This is a genomic window from Sphingobacterium sp., assembly GCF_032065005.1.
GTDB lineage: Bacteria > Bacteroidota > Bacteroidia > Sphingobacteriales > Sphingobacteriaceae > Sphingobacterium.
Genome location: NZ_DAMBMM010000001.1, coordinates 413,078 through 432,373 on the forward strand (window position 1 = coordinate 413,078; position 19,296 = coordinate 432,373).

Consider the following 19,296-nt stretch of genomic DNA (forward strand, 5'->3'; position numbering starts at 1 on the left):
ATGAAATGATTGAGGAGGTATAAGTTTGTTTAGATAACCCCTAGATGGGGTGAAATATTTTTCTACTATTCTCTTCGTTACTTTTGAAGCGCAAAAGTACCAAACCGACGAAGGAGCTCACGGATACCAAAAACAACTCGAATCCGTAAAACCTTCGGCCCATTTAAGGTGGCTTTTCGCACCATCCACATCACATGGATAGAATGCCTTGTTGTCGAGAATATCTTCCATAAGATCATCCCTTTTGATGGGATGATCATTTGAAAGCATTCCAAGGCCAATCCCATTGCACAGGTCGACGGCATTCTTTCCATTTTTCCGCCACTGGAAATGAGCCGGGGCTAAAGGGCTTCCTTTGGAAGGAAGATTTATGTATTTCGGCACTAAAACCCCCCAGCGGGGGTGGAATCTTTGTAGAAATTTGATGTTTGTAATGGCGAACCCACAGCGTGGGTTAAATATTTTTCCATACCCTTTTTGTGTCACCCTGAGGGCAGCCCCGAAGGGTCTCGGAAAATCCAAAATCACTTTAAATAGATTGTTCATCTTACGATTTACAATGACAACGATCCTTAAAAAAAAATAAAAAATAGATTCTTCGCTGTGCTCTGAATCCCTCTTTGCCGACTTTACGATAAGAAGAGAAGGAAGCGGAATAACCATAAATGACATTGCAGTGTTACCTATCCTTTAATTATCAGAAATTAATTAGGATAAATGTTGAGTTCTGAACTCTTGCGGCTTAATTTGGTAGTATTCATAATAAACCTTGGAGAAATGATGTGAATACTTAAATCCAGTCAAGAAAGCAATTTCCTTGATTTCTAAATCTGAATTTAATAAAAGATATTTTGCACGCTTTAGTTTTTGCTTTCGGATATAACTGAAAACTGTATCGTCGAATAAATCCTTGAAGGCATTTTTCAATTTATATTCGTTGATTCCAAATTTTCGGGTTAGTGTTTTTAAATGTAATTCCTCATGAAAATGTTCATCCAGATAGCTTTTTATAGAGAGGATAATTTCAATGTCTTTCTGGGACCATTTCACCGAGTTCAGCTGATTGCTTGCGCCAGCAAAAACGGTAATGATCAATTCTAAAGCTTTTGTTTTAATAAACTGTCTTGCGAAATCTGATTGGTAGGGGTGATTCAGCATTTCCTCAATCAACTTTTTTTGATGTTCATTGATTACTGTTGCATCACGGTAAAAGGTATAATTCTTTAATAGAAAATGCTCACGCAATTGTTTTTCGGAATAACCTTGAGTTTTGAGCAATTCAAATAAGTATTCTTCTTCAATGTAAATATCCAAGACCTTTCTAGAACTGGTATAGGCAATAAATCCATTGGTCTTAGGGATATTGATAAATTGATAATGGTTTCCAGGGATTAGGATAGCCTTTTTGCTCACACTTTCAAAATTGGAATTCCCTTCAATTTCAAATTGCACTTTGATCATGGGCGAAGGATGGTTCACTCTTAATAGGAAGGGTTGCTGCAAAGTCCATTCTTGAAAACTGACAGTAACCTTCTCGTCACGGTACTTCATTAATTTTCCATCTATCAGCTCATTTTTCATTAATCTAAACTCGAATCCATTCGTAAAACTTTGATTTTCAGAATATTCTAAGAGTTCATGTAAATGATCTTTGCCATAGAGTTCCTTTAATGTCACTGTTTTCATTTTATCCCTTATATGTTGTTTTATATCCCTTATATGTTATCAATGGATTTTCAAATGTAATACTTTTGCCTCATTATTTATATTTAATCTAAATAAGTTTTATTTATGTTTATAAAATCTACTCTACCTTTTTTAAAGATTTCGTTAACGATTACCTTCTTAATCTTTATCCCGATTATTTTACTAGCACAACAGACTGGCCTAATCCAAGGTGAGGTTTATACCATTGACGGTAAACCCCTTTCTTATGCTTCCATCCGTTTAAAGGACACGCGCTATAATACTGCGGTGGATGAAACTGGCCATTTTACCTTAAACGCTCCGGTAGGCAAATATGTGTTACAAGTAACTTATGCAAATTATACCGTTGAGGAAGTAGCCGTAACTGTAGAATCCGGACAAACCACACAAGTAGACCGAATTACAGTACAATCCAATTCTACCCAATTGAGAGAAGTCATCGTATCGGATATCCAGAGGAATAAATACGCCAGAAAAGAAACACAGGATATAGCCAGAATGCCATTGGCCAACTTGGAGAATCCTCAAGCATATAGTGTAATAACCAAAGAATTGATTATGGAAACTTCGGCAACAGACTATGTTTCTGCTTTAGCTCAAGTTCCTTCTGCGGTGGTTTCCAACGGGGTAAACGACAGTGGGAATGGAATTCTATTGCGTGGTTTTACAACCTATAATTCTGGAATGGTTAGAAATGGCCTTCCTGTCAATACTAGAGCTGTATCTGAAATATTCAACTTAGAAAAAGTTGAGGTATTGAAGGGGCCGTCTGCCACACTTTTTGGTGCTCAAGTAACTTCTTATGGTGGTGTGGTTAATAATGTAACGAAGAAGCCATTTGAATCCTTCAGGGGAGAGGTAAGTTATACTACCGGAAGCTTCGGCATGAACAGATTGACTGCAGATGTAAATGCACCCTTGAATAAAGACAGAACTGCACTAGGACGTTTCAACGTAATGGGAATGACTAATGATGGCTTTCAAAATGAAGGAAAAAGTAAGGCTTTTGGATTTGCAACAAGCTTATTGTTCAAGGCTGGCGCTAAGACCAATGTAAGGTTAGACGCCGATTTATACAATTCTACAAAACCCTTGGTAGCCTATCTAAGAAATACGAATAAACTAACCATGTCAAATATGAAGGAATGGGATCTGCCTTATGATCGATCCCTTACTTCAAATGATATCGCTACCAATAGGACCAACATTAACATCGGTGCTGAACTTGAGCATCAGATTTCAGAAAATTGGACTTCAAGAACTTCTTACCTATACAATAATGCAGGCGACAAGGGTTCTGTATTTATGGTTCCTATGATCGTTGATGACAACAGGATCGAGCGCCGTTATAGAATATTTGATGATTACAGTCTGAACTTTTCCGTAATCCAGCAAAATTTCAATGGTTCATATAAAGTGGGTTCTGTAGAAAACAAGATTTTATTAGGTCTTGATGCAACATTCTATACCAACAAAAACCTATATATGGTCCCATTCTTTGCTATCTACGACACGGTATCCGTGAAGGATCAGGTTTGGAAACCACTGACTCGTTCGGAGGTTGACCTTTCTAGAGGGGACAGGAGTTTTGGTGATGGAATTGATGACAGCAAGTACAATGTTTCTAGTGCTTACCTTTCAAATGTTACTAATATTTCAGATCGTTTTTTCGTGATGCTGAGCGCTAGGGTTAACAGATTCCAACAAGGGACCATTAAATCCTATAGTCCAGGGCAACCAGAGATAAAAGACGAAAACGGTAAGGTAGAACAAAGAGCTACTCCCGAATCCTATACAGAGACTGAGGGCTATACGCAAGTCAATGTCTCCCCTAAAATAGGTTTGGTATATCATCCCATAAAAGACAAGGTTTCGATTTTTGCGAATTATATGAACAGTTTCACGAATATTGCCGCTTCCAGAGGTATTGTGAATATAAATGATGATCCTGAACAAGCAGATATCATCAAGTGGAAACCTGAGCAAGCAAACCAAATAGAAGCTGGGGCTAAATTCGAACTGATGGAAGGTCTTATCAATGCAACGGTTAGTTACTACAATATCAAGGTCACCAATAGGTTGATGGAGGTAACTACTGGAGTTAATATTCAAGACGGTGAGCAGAAAAGTGAAGGATTTGAAGTAGACTTAATTGCAAACCCTGTCAGAGGTTGGAATATTATTGCAGGCTATGGTTTCAACGAAAATAAATATGTGATGAGTGAAGAAGGTGTCCTTGGAAAAACACCAGCTTGGACCCCAAAACATGTTGCCAATTTATGGACTTCTTACAAATTCTTGGACAATGGAGTGAAAGGATTGGGATTCGGAGCCGGATTTAATTATGTGGACAAAGTTTTGATGAATATTGCCGATGATTTCTACATCCCTTCTTATGCCGTAGTGAATGGTACTGTATTTTATGACCAACCCAAATACCGTGTTGGTGTTAAATTAAACAACATTGCCAATATAAAATATTGGGATATGTATGGCAAACCTCAAAGACCATTCGAATTCCTAGCTAATTTATCGTTCAAATTCTAATTTGATTTTTCTAATGCTAAACTACTGCGGGGATAAACCCTCGCGGTAGTTTGTTTCTAACAACCTATCAAGACATGCAAAATTTCGAATTGAAAACAAAACCCAAGCCAGCCAGCAATGCTACCCCGCCTAAAAAGAAAGGTAAAAATTGGTTTACCAGATTGAACGCTTGGCTACATCTCTGGCCATCCATTGTTTCAGGATTGATTGTAGTCTTTGTATGTCTTACAGGGACTATTATCGTTTATTGCGATGAAATATTGGAACTATCGGCCGGAAATGCCAAATATGTGGAAGTGGAAGGCCAAAAAGCCACTGCGGTGCAACTGCTGGAATCTGTCAAGGAGGCAAACCCCAATCTTGAAATCTCTCAATTGGTGTTTTTCAATGAACCTAACAGGTCAGTTAGGGCAAGAGCTTTCAATAAAGAGACCAAAAAATTAAACCTTATCTATATCAATCCATACACGGCAGAAGTAATGAAGGTTGATTATACCATACATTTCTTCTTTGTTACCGCGCACCTTCATTCTAATCTTTTGGCCCATAGCATAGGAGGTTGGATTGTCTTAATTTCTACCGCAATCTTTCTGATTAGCTGTATCACTGGCTTGATCCTCTGGTGGCCAAAAAGATGGACGAAAAAGACAAGACAGGATAGTTTCACGATCAAATGGAAGGCTAAGTTCAAGAGATTGAATTATGATCTGCACAATGTTTATGGATTCTATTCACTATTGTTGTGTTTTATCCTTAGTGCCACAGGCATCATTATCTTCTTCCATGCCTCCTTAGGCACCGCGATTATCAGGTCTTTTGGCGGTTCTGATGAACATCTTGAGGCTGTACTTCCAGCAGTAGATGAATCAAGGACATCTTTAGATCTTGCCCAATTTGCTTACCAAGCTTTAGAAAAAAATCCCGATAAGAAGAATGCATCTATTTGGCTTTATAACCTGGATAAAGCTGGTGCATATACCTTTCAGATGGGCGTGTCAGGATTAAAAAGTACAGAAAACCTAGGATTGGAAGTCTTTGACAAATATAACGGTCAACATATCGAGGTGGAAAGGCCATTTGTACTGCATGAGAAGGTTGAAAATTATGTTTGGCAATTGCATATGGGCCAATGGTGGGGACAATTTGGGAAATTATCTACCTTCCTAGCGGGTATAATAGCTACCTCATTGCCAATTACAGGATTCTTAATCTGGTGGGGCAGAAGAAAAAAGAAAAGGAGGGCCCTTCGCTAAATTGTAGAGGTAAGCGCCATGTAAGGATTCACTGTGAAAGTTAAGGGTGATATTCTTGTATGGCGCTTTATCTTTTCTGCATTTGAGCATTTCAATTCGGTGATCAAGTTAGGGAAAAATCAAAGCTGCTGAAAGTTAACAAAGGGAAATGCCAAATGGTAATTACCCAATTATTTATGAAATGATTTTAGAGCTAAAGGCTTGTTTAGAATACTCCTAACGAGATGAAATATTTTTCAATACCTTTTTGTGTCACCCAGAGGGCAGCCCCGAAGGGTCTCGGAACTATCCTTTCTTTATTTGAAATGGTTTGCCTTAATGATTACCAATGCTTGAACATCAACTAGTCCTCATTGTTACTTTTGAAGCGCAAAAGTAACCAAACCGACGAAGGAGCTCACGGATACTAGAAACAACTCGAATCCGTAAACGCTTCGGCCCATTTAAGGTGGCTTTTCGCACGATCATCCGCACATGAAAAGAATGCCTTGTTGTCGGGAATATCTTCCAAAAGATCATCCCTTTTGGTGGGATGATCCATTGAAAGCATTCCAAGGCCAATCCCATCGCACAGGTCGACGGCATTCTATCCATTTTTCCGCCACTGGAAATGAGCCGGGGCTAAAGGGCTTCCTTTGGAAGGAAGATTTATGTATTTCGGCACTAAAAACCCACAGCATGGATGAAATCTTTGTAGGTTAATGATGGGATAATAACGGCCAACCCACAGCGTGGGTGAAATATTTTTCTATACCTTTTTGTGTCACCCTGAGGGTTTCCCGAAGGGTCTCGGAAAATCCACAATCACTTGAAATAGATTGTTCATCTTACGATTTACAATGACAACGATCCAAAAAAAATAAAAATAGATTCTTCGCTGCGCTCTGAATCCCTCTCTGAGACATTTTCAATTCTGAAAGAATCGTGAAAAATCTGTATGTATCACGTTGCTGGTTCATATTTATTAGTTTAAATATTAAAAAAATATTATTAAGATTAATTTTATTATTATTTGAAACTTTATGATAAATATTTCTCAAAAAAATAATTGTAGCAAGTAAAATAATAAATCATAATATTTTGGAATATGAAAGGATTGAAAAATTTAAAATCTATTTATGAATCTATTTATGAATTGGATAAAAATCAAATTTTTAATATGATTTCAGAAAGTATCGAAATAGGATCATTGTATAGAGGAATAAAAAAGAAAACGTTTTTTATCAAAGCAAATCTTTTGAGGATTCAACTGTATTATTTAGTTAATGATATAAAAATTAGGGGTTTCTATTTAAATTATGAATTTAAGCAAGAAGACTGTTTTGAGATAATATTTTATTATTGCTTTTTTATAGCAGGTGAGTTTCGATTTGAAAATCCAATCAAATTATACAATGGGTATATTTATACAATTAGGGAATATTTAGAGAGTATAAATATTCAAACTATAACTATGTCTGAAATAAGATTTATGGAGAATAAACTAGGTGAGGAGGTTCTACATATTGGGGCTATTATTCTGAAAGATATTCAAGAAATAGATTTCTATAGAGAACTATTTAAGTTTGATTATTCAACCTTTAAAGCAATTGAAAACCGAAAATATGTATACCTATTATTTAATGAAAAGAATGGGTTTTTCAAGATTGGATATAGTAAAAATCCATTAAAAAGAGAAAAAACATTACAGGCTGAAGAACCAAATGTTGTTTTGTTAAAAGTTTGGGAAGAGGGCATGAGTTTTGAAAAAAAACTTCATAGAAAGTATTTTAAACAAAAAGTACGAGGAGAGTGGTTTAATTTCACCTTTAAGGAGCTTTATGAATTAAAAGAATTGTAGAAATTAAATTCATGAATATCCAGTTTAATTAGAATTGTAGATAAATAAAATAAATATTATTTCTATTATGAATGACAATCTATTCGATGGTAAACTTTTTTCTTTGGAAATGGAGGAAATTATTCAACTAGGAAAGGAAAGTGTAGAAATTCTAAATGTAATTTTAGGTTACCATAAAAAGGCGATTCAATTACGAGGGAGAGGTCTTCATCTTGAGTTAGTTTATATTGGAGAAAATATATCTTCGCAAAATATTGAAGGTTATGAGTTTCAATATAAATTCGAATCAGTAAATCATGTAGAAAGGATATTAGGATTTTGTTTTTTTATTAATGATAAATTTCCTTTAGAGAATTCTCTAAATCTATACAATACTTACATTGATCAATTAAGAAATTTGTTTACTCTACAGGGTATAGAAGTAATAACCCAAGCAGATATAGATGATGCTAATGACAGATACGGGATGAATTTAAATTTTTTTATGGCTAAGTCTCCTTTGATTTATTTAAGAACATTTTCTAAAAAAGCAGTTTATAGGGAATTATTCCAATTTGATTATACTTTATTTAAAGATGAATTAGACAAAAAATATGTTTATCTTATTTTTTGTAATAGTAATGGCTATTTTAAGATAGGCTATAGTAAAACTCCACTAAAGAGAGAGAAAACACTTCAGGCAGAGGAACCAGATATTTCATTGATAAAAATTTGGGAAAAAGACAAAACCTTCGAAAGGTTTCTACACTTAAAATATTCTCATTTAAGGGTTAGAGGAGAATGGTTCAATCTTACCATTCGTGAACTAATAGAGTTAAAAGGGTTGTAAATTGATTATTTGAAGATTTTCTTTTTTTTAACATTGCTAAGTTTCTTTACTCGCTCATAATAATTTATTATTCCCAAAGCTTTAGGTGTCATTTTTTCTGTTTCGTTAAATGATTCAATTTTTATACGATAAGCAGAATCTAATTTTAATCCATTGTTTTTTACTATTATTTGAGTCACCTTAGGATTGTTAGTTTGGTAAAATGTTTTATTGTGACTTATTCTGAATCCATCTATAGTAATAATTTTAATGATTTCAGGGATTAGGTGTTTAAAGTCTTTTTTTGAGGAAAATGTAATATCATCTACAAAAGTGGTAAAGGTAAGTTCATTTTGATTAGCAAATGCTTGTAGTTTATTTCCTACCTCTGTAAAGACTAAGTTTGCGATATACGGGGAGGTATGTGTTCCTTGTGGTAGGCTACCTTTATAGGTAGTTAATTTAGTTAAAAGACTTGCAATTGAAGGCGTAAATTTATATTTGATAAACATATCATTAACCTGTGAATTTGTAATACCAGGGTAATAACCTCTTAAGTCTGTATTAAAGAAGAATTTACTTCCTTGATGCATTTTAGCATTTAGAATATTATCCTTTTTCTTCACTCCACCAAAAGCATACTTTGGTAAGCTTATGCAGGAAAGTATTTTATGTAAAATAGATTTCTGTACTTTTTTTAGTTGGCCGATGGATGGGTATATATCCCTTGACCGAGGTTGGTTATGTTTATCAAAAACTTGATTCCCATTTTTATCTAATTTTGGAGTCGATTTTAAATAATAATATCTATCTAAATTCCGTAAAATAGAATCTACTTTGTTTTGGTCAGTACTTAAGATCTTTAATAGTTTTGACTTATCTAACATTATTACTATTTACTAAATAAAAGAATCAACCATTCCTTTTATAGATGGAAGTAAAATTTCAAATGCTACTCGTTTCTCAGGTTCGACATCTTCGATAGTCATGGAACGAAAGAAAAGAATAGGCAGGGGAACGTCAAGACTATTAGCTATAGCTTTAAGAGAACTGATAGTAGGTTCTTTTGAGTTGTTTTCAATTTTAGAAAGGTAGGCTTGCGTTATTTGAGCTTTTTCGGCAAGCTCATTTTGCTTGAGTCCTTTTTGCCTCCTTAACTCTTTTATAGTATTACCAATATCCATATTTGTATAGATTTTTGAAAAATGTAGGAATGTTAGTTAAAGAATATGTCAATTAGGTGTTTTGCGGTCATAAAAACTCTCATAAGTATTATAATTACTTTGAGTTTTTCTTCTCTAATTAGCGGATCGGACGGAGGTTTAGATTTTGTTTCCTCTAATCTCGAAATGCAATCTTCTAAAAGAACTTTGTCTTCAACTGAGAACGAACAACGGTCGTTTGAAAGGATGCTTCTTATACCTAGTATAAGATCATCGGTGCTTTTAATAGCTTTTTGTTTCATTATATTGAATTTAATTGTGGCAATCCATTTTGCCTGCTCAAATCAATAATGGTGTAATTAAATTCATAAACGTTGTTCGTTTGTTCCATTCCTACAATATCCTGCTCAAATCAAAATAAAATCCTGTTTAGATCTTATCAAATCCTCATTACATAGTTTTTCAAAAGTTCGTATAAACCTAATCTATGCTTCTGATAACATTGGGTCAATCACTTTCCATTTGATTTATCTCATGGTTTAATAACTTATATGATAAGGATTTTGTCCTCATCAGTCTTCAGTAAATTACTGGTCACTGCTTTAGGATTCTGAGGAATGTCTTCTGGGCTGTCTTATGCTAGATTACACTTTGCAGATCCTAAGCAGGGTGTTTTGTTGTGATGATGAGCTAGTGCTCCCCAAAAACCCTTTAGGGTTGTATATTATAAAATATACTTTAGACGTTTGAATAATAATTACTGTTGCTTTAAAAGCATTTCAAAGAACTAACAGAACAAAAGTAGTAATTATTCCTGTCAGAGCAAATATTTATACAAATTATATTCTTATGGAATATAATTTGTAGAGGAAGTCTTACAAAGTAAACCTTTTTTGGCATATGTTTGGTCTTGAAAATTTATAAATTTGGATTTAGCTTAGGGTTTAATTAGTCTTCTGGTTAGCTTCCAAAATCAACTTATAGCTGTAAATAATTAAGTGTTTTTTTGGTTTTAGACCTTCATCCTTTGATTTTTTTATAAATTATATGGTTACTTTTTCTTAATTGAATAACATTTTATGAATATACATTTACCACCCATAAATAACCTCAAAAAACAAAAACCCTGTAAGTTTATCACTTACAGGGTTTTCTCTGTGCGCCCACCTGGGCTCGAACCAGGGACCAAAAGATTATGAGTCTTCTACTCTAACCGACTGAGCTATAGGCGCAGTTTTTGTGCTGTTAAAATGGGTGTAGAATACCCGTTTTGACGATGCAATTATCGATATTTGAGACGAGAAAACAAAATTTTTATATGCAAAAAGTTAAAAATGTTATTCTGGATTATGGAAATGTAATCTTTATGATTGACTTTCCTAAAGTGCGTCAAGCCTTTATGGATTTAGGGATTAAAAACGTAGATGAATTTTTTGGACATCATGGTCAGGACTCATTGTTTGACGCTTTTGATAAAGGAGAGATTTCTGTTCCGGATTTTCGGGATGGCGTCCGTAAGAAGGCCGATCGATACGATCTAAGCGATGAACAGATAGATACCGCATGGAATTCCTTGTTGATTGGTGTGCCTGAGGGAAAGCATGAAATCTTGGAGAACCTAAGGGACAATTACCGTACTTTCCTTTGTAGCAATAATAATGAACTGCACTATGCATATTGCATGAATCATATCCAGGATAAATATGGTGTCCCTAGCAATGATGTGTTTTTTGAACGCACATATTATTCCCATTTAGAGGGATTACGCAAGCCAGATGCTGCGATTTTTGAACGCGTATTGGAGCAGAACAATCTAATTCCTGAAGAGTCGCTGTTTATCGATGATAGTCCGCAACATTTGGAGGGAGCTAAAAAGCTTGGTATCCAGACTGTTCTGTGTAGCAAAGAGAGACCATTGGAACAGATTGTTGCTGACTTGAAATTATATTAGAATTACCTTGCTTAATGTCATTGCTTTACTTATCTTTGCAGACCAAGAATTTTCACGACGGAAGGAGGTATACAAAAAAGCTATGATTATTGTAAATGTAAAAGAAGGAGAATCTCTAGATAGAGCATTAAAACGTTTCAAGAAGAAATTCGAGAAGACTGGTGTTTTAAGAGAATTACGTTCGCGTCAAGCTTATGAGAAAAAATCTGTTGCTCGTCGTATCCAAGTTAAGAAGGCTATTTATAAGCAATCTTTAAATCAAGATAATGCGTAATGATATAAAAAAGCTGCTCAAGGGCAGCTTTTTTTATTGAATATAGTGTAGGATTTTCCTACAAACATCTCCTTTGCTTTATCCCTAAAATAATTCTTTTCTAAAATAATTCTGCCCTTCTAGGGCAGTATGTCGCATAAATGCTTTCCTTTTCCAGTGTCAACCTGAGGCACGAAGGTTCTCGGAACCATACAAACAATGATTGAACTGGCGAACAGGTCATCCATCTTCGATGGATAATGACAGCAGGTAGAGGCATTCTCGTACAGATTCTTCACTTTCCGTTCAGAAATGGATATTCCTGAGAGGGATTCAGAGCGCAGCGAAGAATCTATTTTTTTATATTTTTAAGGGTCGGTGTCATTCCGTAATCGTAAGATGAGGAAACTATTTTCTTTAGAAAGATTTGCAGAAAAATATTTCACCCACGCTGTGGGTTATCCCTTGGACGCTACAACATTCTACATAAATGTCACCCCCGCTAGGGGTTTTGGATTAGAGCATTTTGTTTTTAGACCTGTAGGACCAAATAGGTCCTATTTTTATACCTCATGCTTTTGGAGAATTTTCTCGCCATAGATTCATTTTATTTTTAAAAAATAAGATGAATCTGCCTTTATAATGATTAAATATGCCTGTTTTTTTGACCCAAATTTTGGAATTCTAATAGGGGTTTTATTCGAGGCATGTTCGAGAATGATTCGAGGAGAGTATTGGGATGCCATTGCTTGTGTTGCGAAATTTCAAAATATGTCTCGAATAAGGTCAGAATTAAGGCTACTAAGTAAATCATAAGGTTTTATTTACCGTCTCTTTATAAATTATCAAAAAGGTTTTGTTTAGACAGGTGTCTAAATACTAATTACTCCTCAGATAAAGTTATAATAATTTCAAGATTGTTTTTCTTTATATTTATATGAACAATAACCAAAATCCCAAAAGTGGGGAATATATAACCTTAATCCATTATAAAAATAAATCAAATAGGAAATCTGGTCTGTAAAAAGGATCATTTTTTAAATGTTGAAGGGGAGGATATAGTCTTGGTCGCTAACCGTTTTCAATTTGACATAAAGAAATTGAATGATATTGATTGGGTTCTTATTTTCTAATGGATTAAAAACTTTCATTTAAATAATGAGAAAAAGCCTGTCTTAGATTTTCAGTCTATGTCCATTTTTCACATAACGAATGACGATAAGAAATATGATTATGCTCCTTTGGAAGAGGCACTTAAAAACATGAAATTGAAAACAATTCGTTTATCAAACAAGAATATTTTTCAAAATTGGAGGGTACCGACCATTTGTTTTTTAGTCTTTTAGAGAATGAGGTAGATTCTGAAAATTATAGAATAGACAGTTGGGTCATAGTGGAAGCTCAAAAAAATGGAATCGATATTTCTTGATCTTATAAGATTGTTTAAAGTATTTTAGTTTCCACTCTAGGTCTAATCCATGGTAGCAAAAATCGAGATAATTATACCTATACCATGTACTTGGATGAAATCAAGAATATCTGGACAAGCAAGGAGGCCGCTTTCAGGTCCTATGTAATGAATAATGTCTTGAATGCCATTGGCATTCATTTCACAAAAATTTTTAATGAGATATGATCGGTGTTCCTTATCCGAACAGACTAAAACGGCTATATACTGGAAATGGTTAACTGGGAATTTAGCCGTCGGGAAAATTTTTCAATCCAGAATATGCTATTAAACAAAATATCGATCAATTTTTAATGATCCCTATTTTTTCATGAGTTTTTTGAAACTACTTTTCTAATTCACTCTTTAAATTGGATTTTAAAGAATCTACTAACTCTTGCATATTATTTACCTTGTTTGAATTCAGATATTTGTTGGTAATTTTAATATCGTCTTTTAATTTATTAAAATATTCTAATGGAATTCCTTTGGATTTGAAGTCTGATTTTGAAGATTTTAACGCAATTTTATTGTCTTGAACATATATGTCTTGCACTAAAACTTCAATTAATTTATGTGCAATAATCCTTTCTTCCTCAGTTCTTAGGGAATCTGGAATTGTTTGTACATATCTAAAATTCCCATTATGATTATTGCATGCAATAATTATTAAAGAACAACAAACAACGGAAATATATTTTTTAAATTTTAATAGCTTGTCCAATTTGCGGTTCCTCCATTAGTGTCAGTAGTTCGAAAAGTTATTTCAACATTATAATTTGAAGCATCGATATTTATATCTACTGTGGTGTTCGTGAATGATGACCCAACAACTGTCTTAGATTTCCAGTCGCCAATAACGCAATTTAAGTAAAAATAAATAAAAAAATACTTCCATGGTAAATGTGTTGTAATCTATAATTAATAAAACATAAAGCACAATTAATTGTTTTTTGTTTATTTGGATTAATGAATATTCTTAGAAAAAAGCTGAGGTGGAATTGTTACTATATGTAATTGTAATAAACTCGAAAAAGTGCTAATATAGTTGGACACGTTGGACACTTGGACATAGCAGTAACAAAGTATTATTTTATTTATTGATTATTAATTATTTATATTATTTATATTAAAGTCAAATCTATCTTAATTGCTTTTAATCTGTGTCCAAGTGTGTCCAAGCATGTCCAAGGAATTCTGGTTAAAATTGATTTTCATTAATAATATTTTTAGTTATTAATAGCTGTTTAGTTGCTTATATTTGAGTAAGTTAATCCAATGATGAAATTGACTTATACAGAAAGAACCTTATAAGAATTACTGTTGAGCCTCATGTAGCAACGTATTTAAGGCACCATTTCGGTTTTCGCATGAGTTTATCTGAAGAAACTATCATTTCAACTATTTGGATCCACCTTTTGAACCTTTTGATAAGGTAGATCCGTTTCTTATTAAGAACTTGATCAAAGAAAACCTGGGAGATTTTTTTGATATGTACATCAATGATAGAATGTTGAAAAACAACGCAGCAATAAATCAAATTCTATGAATTTGATGATCATCTTAATTTCGACCATCTAAACCATTGGTATTACTGTGAGGTAAAAGGATTGGGAAACAATAAATAATTTATCTAATTAACATAGCTTGGAGATAAGTCTATTTTTAAATACTCTGAATTAGTTTAGTATATCTTTAAAAAGTATTTTAGGTTCCACTCTAGGTCTAAATACTTAATACTTTCTACTAAATACTAAAAAAGCCGCTTTAAGCGGCTTTTTTCAGTACCTCCGGTAGGAATCGAACCTACATCATCAGAACCGGAATCTAACATTCTATCCATTGAACTACGGAGGCGGCTCGCCAAAAATAATACTTTTTATGGGTTTTATATAACAATAGCCTGCTGATTTTAGCAAGCTATTGATTTTGAGCCTCTCAATATATTAATGACCTTCGTGGCCTTCTGCTACAAGGTGGATTTCCACTTTAAGATCTAGGTCGTTTGCACCACCGAATTTGTTGAAATCTGGATTGAAGATATCAGTTTTAGGATTGATCGTATTCTTGACACCAGGGTTTAAGTGGCGCATCAAATAACGGAAGGTAAAGCTGTCTGAAGCTTTTAAAACTGTAATATATCCTGTAACACCAACGTTAGCGGCTTTACCATCGGCTGTTTTATCGCTGTATTCTGCGGCAAGGGTACCTACAGGAGCACCTAAAAGGAATGCAAAATGCTGATCGGCACGGTCAATAAAGGTCTGTTGGCTTTCACGGCCTGCGAAATCCTTGACCATTAGTTCGAACTTGTAAGATTTTCCAACTTCCAAATGAACATGAGCGCCAACTGGTGGAAGGAATTTCTCGCCTGAAAACTCCACTTTTTCGATTTCAGGGTTCGTGATATCATGGTAGTGGTAGTGGTCATCGTGTTTTTCAGCTTCCACTTCGGTGAAGGTCAGGGTAGCTGCACTTACTTCTTCTTGGTCTACTTCAGGAGTAGGATCGTCTTTAGAACAAGATTGGAAAGTGAAGAAAGAAGCTAATATGAATAAAATAAAGATGTTTGATTTCATGATGTAATTTTTTTAGAATTTATAGTTAAGTGATAGAATAAAATTCCTTCCTGGGCGGTGGGCATAGTACCTAAAACGGTCCATGTAATCTTTGTAACTTGTATTGAAAAGATTTTCAACGGCCAAGGAAAGTTGGAGCTGTTGTTTATTAATAGTTAGTGGATGTGTAATATATGCATGAAATAAATGGTATGCAGCTGGAGGAGCAACGTAATCCGTTCCTTCAGTATACCTATTCTGTTTGGCTACATACTCATGGCTCAGCTTGATATATCCTTTTTCAGGACCAGCATAATACCACTGTATGGCATTCTGCATCCTGTCTGATGGGATATAGGGCAAGAAAGTATCGGAACTGATGTTCTTGGCTCGGACTAGGCTAGCCTGTAGGCTGTATTGAAGGTTAGGCAGAAACTTCCATTGCAATTGAAGGTCTGCACCATAGAATAGGGCTTTGTCCTGGCCGTAACTAAATACGGGAAAGGTACCACGGATGGTCTGGCGCACAGAATCTGGATTTGGAGCTGCATAGATATAATTATGGATATATTGTCCAAAAACATCTGCTGTCAAGGCTAAAGTTTCAGATTTATGGGAAATGGAATGAACCCATTTTAATCCTTGCTCAGCTTTGAGGTCCAAGTTTCCGATTTCATAGATGCCGGCACCGTGGTGTACACCATCGCTGTACAATTCGTTGGCCGTAGGCGCACGCCAAGCAAGGCCAATGCTACTTTTGTATTGCCAAGCAGGATTGATATTGTAGGCTGCGGCAATGGAGCCAGAGAAGTTATGGAAGCTACGAGTATCCTCCAACAGATATTGCTGAGGGACTGATTGCTCTTTATCGCTGTATTTATAACGGTATCCTGCTGCGTCGAAATACCGATAGTCGTAGCGCCAGCCTGCTTCCAAGAGCCATTGGTCGAATTGGAACTGATGGATCCCGAATATGCCTAGGGAATAGTTATCGAAGTTAGGAATGATAGGAGTGGTTCCCGTTCCGGCGGTATTATTGTTTACCTGATTACCTAGATCGATCCCAAAACTATGCGATTTCGCTTTTAGCATCACTTCGAGTTGCTGAGTTGTCAAAACCATATCTGACATAGGGACATCGTCTGCAACTGCTCTGCGCATATCAAATTCCTTCCTATGGTTCTGCTGGAAAGAATATTGGGCTTCCAGTTGAAGTCCGCTGTTCAGTTTGTATTGATATTTTAATTTCCCTAATTGATGGGTTACATCTTGTTTAGGGGCATTGATCTTATAGCTGAAATCGTATTTTTCAAATGGTTCCCCATTTTCTATCCGCGCATAGATATCTTCGATACTTCCTATATGGGCTCCATAGAAAACCCCCAGTTCAGTTGAAAATCTGCTGTAATATGCTTCCAAGAAATTGTTTTCCTTGCGGTACTGTACCGTTCCGGAGAAATTGATCTCTTCAACGCCTGTATTTCCCAATATATAATCTGGCGTCCTGCTATCGCCAAGTTTTTTACCTGATCCTTGAAGTTTCCAAGCTAAGCCTTCGATGGATTTAATTCCGCCCTGTAATTGTAAGTTGGCAGATCCAGCACGGCCATTTGACTGGGCAATAAGGTCCGCTCTTCCTTGGAATTTAGAAGGATCGATGCTTTGTGATTTTGCGATCAATACTCCACCTAATGCATCGGCACCATAACGAACTGCCTGTGCACCTTTGATGACTTCAAATTCATCTGCCGTAAAGGGATCCATTTCTGGAGCATGTTCCATTCCCCATTGCTGTCCTTCCTGTTTCACTCCGTTGTTCAAGAGAATGATCCGGTTGGAATGCAAACCATGAATGACCGGTTTTGCCACAGAATGGCCTGAATTAAGGATGGAAACACCCGATAGCTGAGAAAAGACTTCAGCGGCTAACTTACCTTTGCTTTCTTCGATCTGTTCCTTATCGAGCTTAGCCCTTACGGCTGCACGCTGTTCTTCAACCTGTGCAGAAACATTTACAGCATCGATTTTCTCGGTAAAGCTTTTTAGCTTGATTTTCAGTACTGTATCGTTATCCACATGGATGGGTTGTTCAAAGCTTTCATAGCCTAAGGCCGTAACTTTTAGCGTAAGATGCTGATGTCCTTGGCCAACCTTGATCTTAAAGTTTCCATGGATATCGGATGAGGTACTGATGTCGGAGTTTTGGATACTGATATTTGCTGCAAATATCGGCTGATCCTGCTCGTCCATGACAATACCTTTTATATATTGATTGGAGTTGTCCTTTGCAACAGCGCTATTTATTAGAAATAGGATGAGCACAGTCCATGCATATTTCAACATGTATTGTTATAAAAAAAGGGTATTAAATGCTATATATTACACGTTTGTGGGAAAATAGGCATGGGGAGGGGCCCGAAGGCTTTTGCTGGATTTGGGTTCCAATATCGGAGCTTCAAAGACTAGGATGCTTTGAAGGCTATTTAAGAGAAAACCTTTCGGGTTTGATTCCCAATGGAAGGGGTTTCCAATCTGTATGCCTTGCTGAAAGAAAAGAAAACAATAGTGACAGTCCTCTCCGTGGGAGTGATCGTGCTGATGTTTATGGTTTACTTCGCAGGCATCTTGGTTTTCATGGGAATGATCATGACGGTGCAAAACGATCAGGCTGATGGAAAGGAACATGATGCCAATCCATAAGGATGATATTACCTGTTTATATGACCTCAATAATCTAATCACAGTGCAAAGATAAGTTAAATGCAATGCTGTTGCAAATTAAATTAAACTTTGTTGCATTATGATCTAGGGTGAAACTGGGTAATTACACTTTGTAGGTATTCTTTGTCGATGTGGGTATAGATTTCGGTAGTCGTAATGCTCTCATGACCAAGCATATCCTGTACTGCCCTTAAATCTGCACCACCTTCCACAAGGTGGGAGGCAAAACTATGGCGAAAGGTGTGGGGGCTGATCTCCTTGCTCAGACCAATCTTATTGGCGAGGTCTTTAATGATCAAATAGATCATCACTCGGGACAATGGTGCGCCCCTTCGATTTAAGAAAACGTAATCTTCTTTGCCAGGTTTGATTACCTGATGTACACGGATCTCTTCCAAATAAAGCTTTAGGAACTTGATCGCTTGCTGACCTATTGGGATCAGTCTTTCTTTATTTCCCTTTCCTTCCACTTTTATGAACTCCACATCAAGGAAGAGATTCGATATTTTGAGGTTGCAAAGTTCAGAGACCCGAAGTCCACATCCGTAAAGGATTTCGAGAATGGTTTTGTTCCGCATGCCTTCTGGAGATAAAAGATCGATGGCGGCGATAAGTTCGTCGATTTCTTGGATGCTGAGAACAGCAGGGATCTTTCTGGAAAGGCGAGGGGACTCGATCAATTCTGCAGGGTTGTTTGGAAAGCCATGTTCTATCTGAAGGAATCCGAAGAAAGTCTTAATGCCAGAAAGGAGTCGGGCTTGGGTGAATTCGGATACTGCGAATTCATTGATCCATTGCAGAAATTGCTGTATATGTTGGGTTTGGAATTGCTTCAGCTCAATTTGTTGTAATTCGGCAAAACTCTGGAGTTTCTGGACGTCATTTAAATATGCGGCAATACTATTGTCACTCAATCCTCTTTCTAATAATAAGTAACGTTTAAAATCCCTTTTAGTCAGTTCCCAATCCATTTGTTAAAAATATATAATTCTATAGTTTGAATAGAAGATTTGTTTTAAAGCTAAATAAATTTATTGTAGATTGCTTT

At 35.7% G+C, this 19,296-nt stretch carries 16 protein-coding genes and 2 tRNA genes; 8 read left to right on the plus strand and 10 right to left on the minus strand.

The window, feature by feature from the left end; genetic code table 11:
* Positions 1–117: 117 nt before the first annotated feature.
* Both RT138_RS01740 and RT138_RS01745 read right to left on the minus strand, forming a co-directional pair.
* Positions 118–546 (minus strand): hypothetical protein, encoded by a 429-nt coding sequence (locus RT138_RS01740; RefSeq protein WP_313189261.1) that lies wholly within the window; start codon positions 544–546, stop codon positions 118–120.
* A gap of 162 nt (positions 547–708) precedes the next feature.
* On the minus strand, positions 709–1,686 hold the full coding sequence (locus tag RT138_RS01745) for an AraC family transcriptional regulator (RefSeq protein WP_313189262.1): 978 nt from the start codon (positions 1,684–1,686) through the stop codon (positions 709–711).
* A 105-nt stretch (positions 1,687–1,791) separates the two neighbouring features.
* On the opposite strand from RT138_RS01745, the gene RT138_RS01750 reads away from it, so the two are divergent.
* From RT138_RS01750 to RT138_RS01770, 5 genes are all read left to right on the plus strand, one after another.
* Positions 1,792–4,254: a TonB-dependent siderophore receptor gene (locus tag RT138_RS01750; protein ID WP_313189263.1), complete on the plus strand. Its 2,463-nt coding sequence runs from the start codon at positions 1,792–1,794 to the stop codon at positions 4,252–4,254.
* A 74-nt stretch (positions 4,255–4,328) separates the two neighbouring features.
* Positions 4,329–5,507 (plus strand): PepSY-associated TM helix domain-containing protein, encoded by a 1,179-nt coding sequence (locus RT138_RS01755; RefSeq protein ID WP_313189264.1) that lies wholly within the window; start codon positions 4,329–4,331, stop codon positions 5,505–5,507.
* 474 nt (positions 5,508–5,981) lie between these two features.
* Positions 5,982–6,209, plus strand: coding sequence for a hypothetical protein (locus RT138_RS01760; protein WP_313189265.1), 228 nt, complete (start codon positions 5,982–5,984; stop codon positions 6,207–6,209).
* Between the two features lie 385 nt (positions 6,210–6,594).
* Complete coding sequence (locus tag RT138_RS01765; protein WP_313189266.1) at positions 6,595–7,347, plus strand: GIY-YIG nuclease family protein; 753 nt, start codon at positions 6,595–6,597, stop codon at positions 7,345–7,347.
* Positions 7,348–7,414: 67 nt separating this feature from the next.
* Entirely contained in the window at positions 7,415–8,176 is a 762-nt protein-coding gene (locus RT138_RS01770) for a GIY-YIG nuclease family protein (protein ID WP_313189267.1), read from the plus strand.
* A 5-nt stretch (positions 8,177–8,181) separates the two neighbouring features.
* Here the strand turns inward: RT138_RS01770 and RT138_RS01775 are convergent, their stop codons facing one another.
* The 3 genes from RT138_RS01775 to RT138_RS01785 all read right to left on the minus strand — a co-directional run bounded on the left by RT138_RS01775 (position 8,182) and on the right by RT138_RS01785 (position 10,550).
* On the minus strand, positions 8,182–9,042 hold the full coding sequence (locus RT138_RS01775; RefSeq protein WP_313189268.1) for a reverse transcriptase family protein: 861 nt from the start codon (positions 9,040–9,042) through the stop codon (positions 8,182–8,184).
* Between the two features lie 12 nt (positions 9,043–9,054).
* On the minus strand, positions 9,055–9,339 hold the full coding sequence (locus tag RT138_RS01780; protein WP_313189269.1) for a helix-turn-helix transcriptional regulator: 285 nt from the start codon (positions 9,337–9,339) through the stop codon (positions 9,055–9,057).
* A 1,137-nt stretch (positions 9,340–10,476) separates the two neighbouring features.
* Positions 10,477–10,550, minus strand: a tRNA-Ile gene (locus RT138_RS01785).
* Positions 10,551–10,636: 86 nt separating this feature from the next.
* Here RT138_RS01785 and RT138_RS01790 point away from each other — a divergent pair.
* Positions 10,637–11,269 (plus strand): HAD family phosphatase, encoded by a 633-nt coding sequence (locus tag RT138_RS01790; RefSeq protein ID WP_313189270.1) that lies wholly within the window; start codon positions 10,637–10,639, stop codon positions 11,267–11,269.
* Positions 11,270–11,351: 82 nt separating this feature from the next.
* Positions 11,352–11,543, plus strand: coding sequence for a 30S ribosomal protein S21 (rpsU, locus tag RT138_RS01795; protein ID WP_093097788.1), 192 nt, complete (start codon positions 11,352–11,354; stop codon positions 11,541–11,543).
* A 1,772-nt stretch (positions 11,544–13,315) separates the two neighbouring features.
* Here the strand turns inward: rpsU and RT138_RS01800 are convergent.
* The 4 genes from RT138_RS01800 to RT138_RS01815 all read right to left on the minus strand — a co-directional run bounded on the left by RT138_RS01800 (position 13,316) and on the right by RT138_RS01815 (position 17,870).
* Positions 13,316–13,693, minus strand: coding sequence for a hypothetical protein (locus tag RT138_RS01800; RefSeq protein ID WP_313189271.1), 378 nt, complete (start codon positions 13,691–13,693; stop codon positions 13,316–13,318).
* A 1,061-nt stretch (positions 13,694–14,754) separates the two neighbouring features.
* Positions 14,755–14,826: transfer RNA gene (locus RT138_RS01805), tRNA-Arg, on the minus strand.
* A gap of 89 nt (positions 14,827–14,915) precedes the next feature.
* The gene (locus RT138_RS01810) at positions 14,916–15,548 is read right to left on the minus strand and encodes a hypothetical protein (protein ID WP_313189272.1); all 633 of its coding nucleotides are present in this window, start codon (positions 15,546–15,548) and stop codon (positions 14,916–14,918) included.
* Between the two features lie 12 nt (positions 15,549–15,560).
* The gene (locus RT138_RS01815; protein WP_313189273.1) at positions 15,561–17,870 is read right to left on the minus strand and encodes a TonB-dependent receptor domain-containing protein; all 2,310 of its coding nucleotides are present in this window, start codon (positions 17,868–17,870) and stop codon (positions 15,561–15,563) included.
* A gap of 171 nt (positions 17,871–18,041) precedes the next feature.
* On the opposite strand from RT138_RS01815, the gene RT138_RS01820 reads away from it, so the two are divergent.
* Positions 18,042–18,227 (plus strand): hypothetical protein, encoded by a 186-nt coding sequence (locus RT138_RS01820; protein WP_313189274.1) that lies wholly within the window; start codon positions 18,042–18,044, stop codon positions 18,225–18,227.
* 98 nt (positions 18,228–18,325) lie between these two features.
* On the opposite strand, the gene xerD is transcribed toward RT138_RS01820, so the two are convergent.
* On the minus strand, positions 18,326–19,219 hold the full coding sequence (gene xerD / locus RT138_RS01825) for a site-specific tyrosine recombinase XerD (protein WP_313189275.1): 894 nt from the start codon (positions 19,217–19,219) through the stop codon (positions 18,326–18,328).
* Between the last annotated feature and the right edge of the window lie 77 nt (positions 19,220–19,296).

Coding starts and splice junctions, on each gene's coding strand:
- RT138_RS01740 (WP_313189261.1), bottom strand. CDS start 546: ATGAACAATCTATTTAAAGTGATTTTGGATTTTCCGAGACCCTTCGGG.
- RT138_RS01745 (WP_313189262.1), bottom strand. CDS start 1,686: ATGAAAACAGTGACATTAAAGGAACTCTATGGCAAAGATCATTTACAT.
- RT138_RS01750 (WP_313189263.1), top strand. CDS start 1,792: ATGTTTATAAAATCTACTCTACCTTTTTTAAAGATTTCGTTAACGATT.
- RT138_RS01755 (WP_313189264.1), top strand. CDS start 4,329: ATGCAAAATTTCGAATTGAAAACAAAACCCAAGCCAGCCAGCAATGCT.
- RT138_RS01760 (WP_313189265.1), top strand. CDS start 5,982: ATGAAAAGAATGCCTTGTTGTCGGGAATATCTTCCAAAAGATCATCCC.
- RT138_RS01765 (WP_313189266.1), top strand. CDS start 6,595: ATGAAAGGATTGAAAAATTTAAAATCTATTTATGAATCTATTTATGAA.
- RT138_RS01770 (WP_313189267.1), top strand. CDS start 7,415: ATGAATGACAATCTATTCGATGGTAAACTTTTTTCTTTGGAAATGGAG.
- RT138_RS01775 (WP_313189268.1), bottom strand. CDS start 9,042: ATGTTAGATAAGTCAAAACTATTAAAGATCTTAAGTACTGACCAAAAC.
- RT138_RS01780 (WP_313189269.1), bottom strand. CDS start 9,339: ATGGATATTGGTAATACTATAAAAGAGTTAAGGAGGCAAAAAGGACTC.
- RT138_RS01790 (WP_313189270.1), top strand. CDS start 10,637: ATGCAAAAAGTTAAAAATGTTATTCTGGATTATGGAAATGTAATCTTT.
- rpsU (WP_093097788.1), top strand. CDS start 11,352: ATGATTATTGTAAATGTAAAAGAAGGAGAATCTCTAGATAGAGCATTA.
- RT138_RS01810 (WP_313189272.1), bottom strand. CDS start 15,548: ATGAAATCAAACATCTTTATTTTATTCATATTAGCTTCTTTCTTCACT.
- RT138_RS01815 (WP_313189273.1), bottom strand. CDS start 17,870: ATGTTGAAATATGCATGGACTGTGCTCATCCTATTTCTAATAAATAGC.
- RT138_RS01820 (WP_313189274.1), top strand. CDS start 18,042: ATGGAAGGGGTTTCCAATCTGTATGCCTTGCTGAAAGAAAAGAAAACA.
- xerD (WP_313189275.1), bottom strand. CDS start 19,219: ATGGATTGGGAACTGACTAAAAGGGATTTTAAACGTTACTTATTATTA.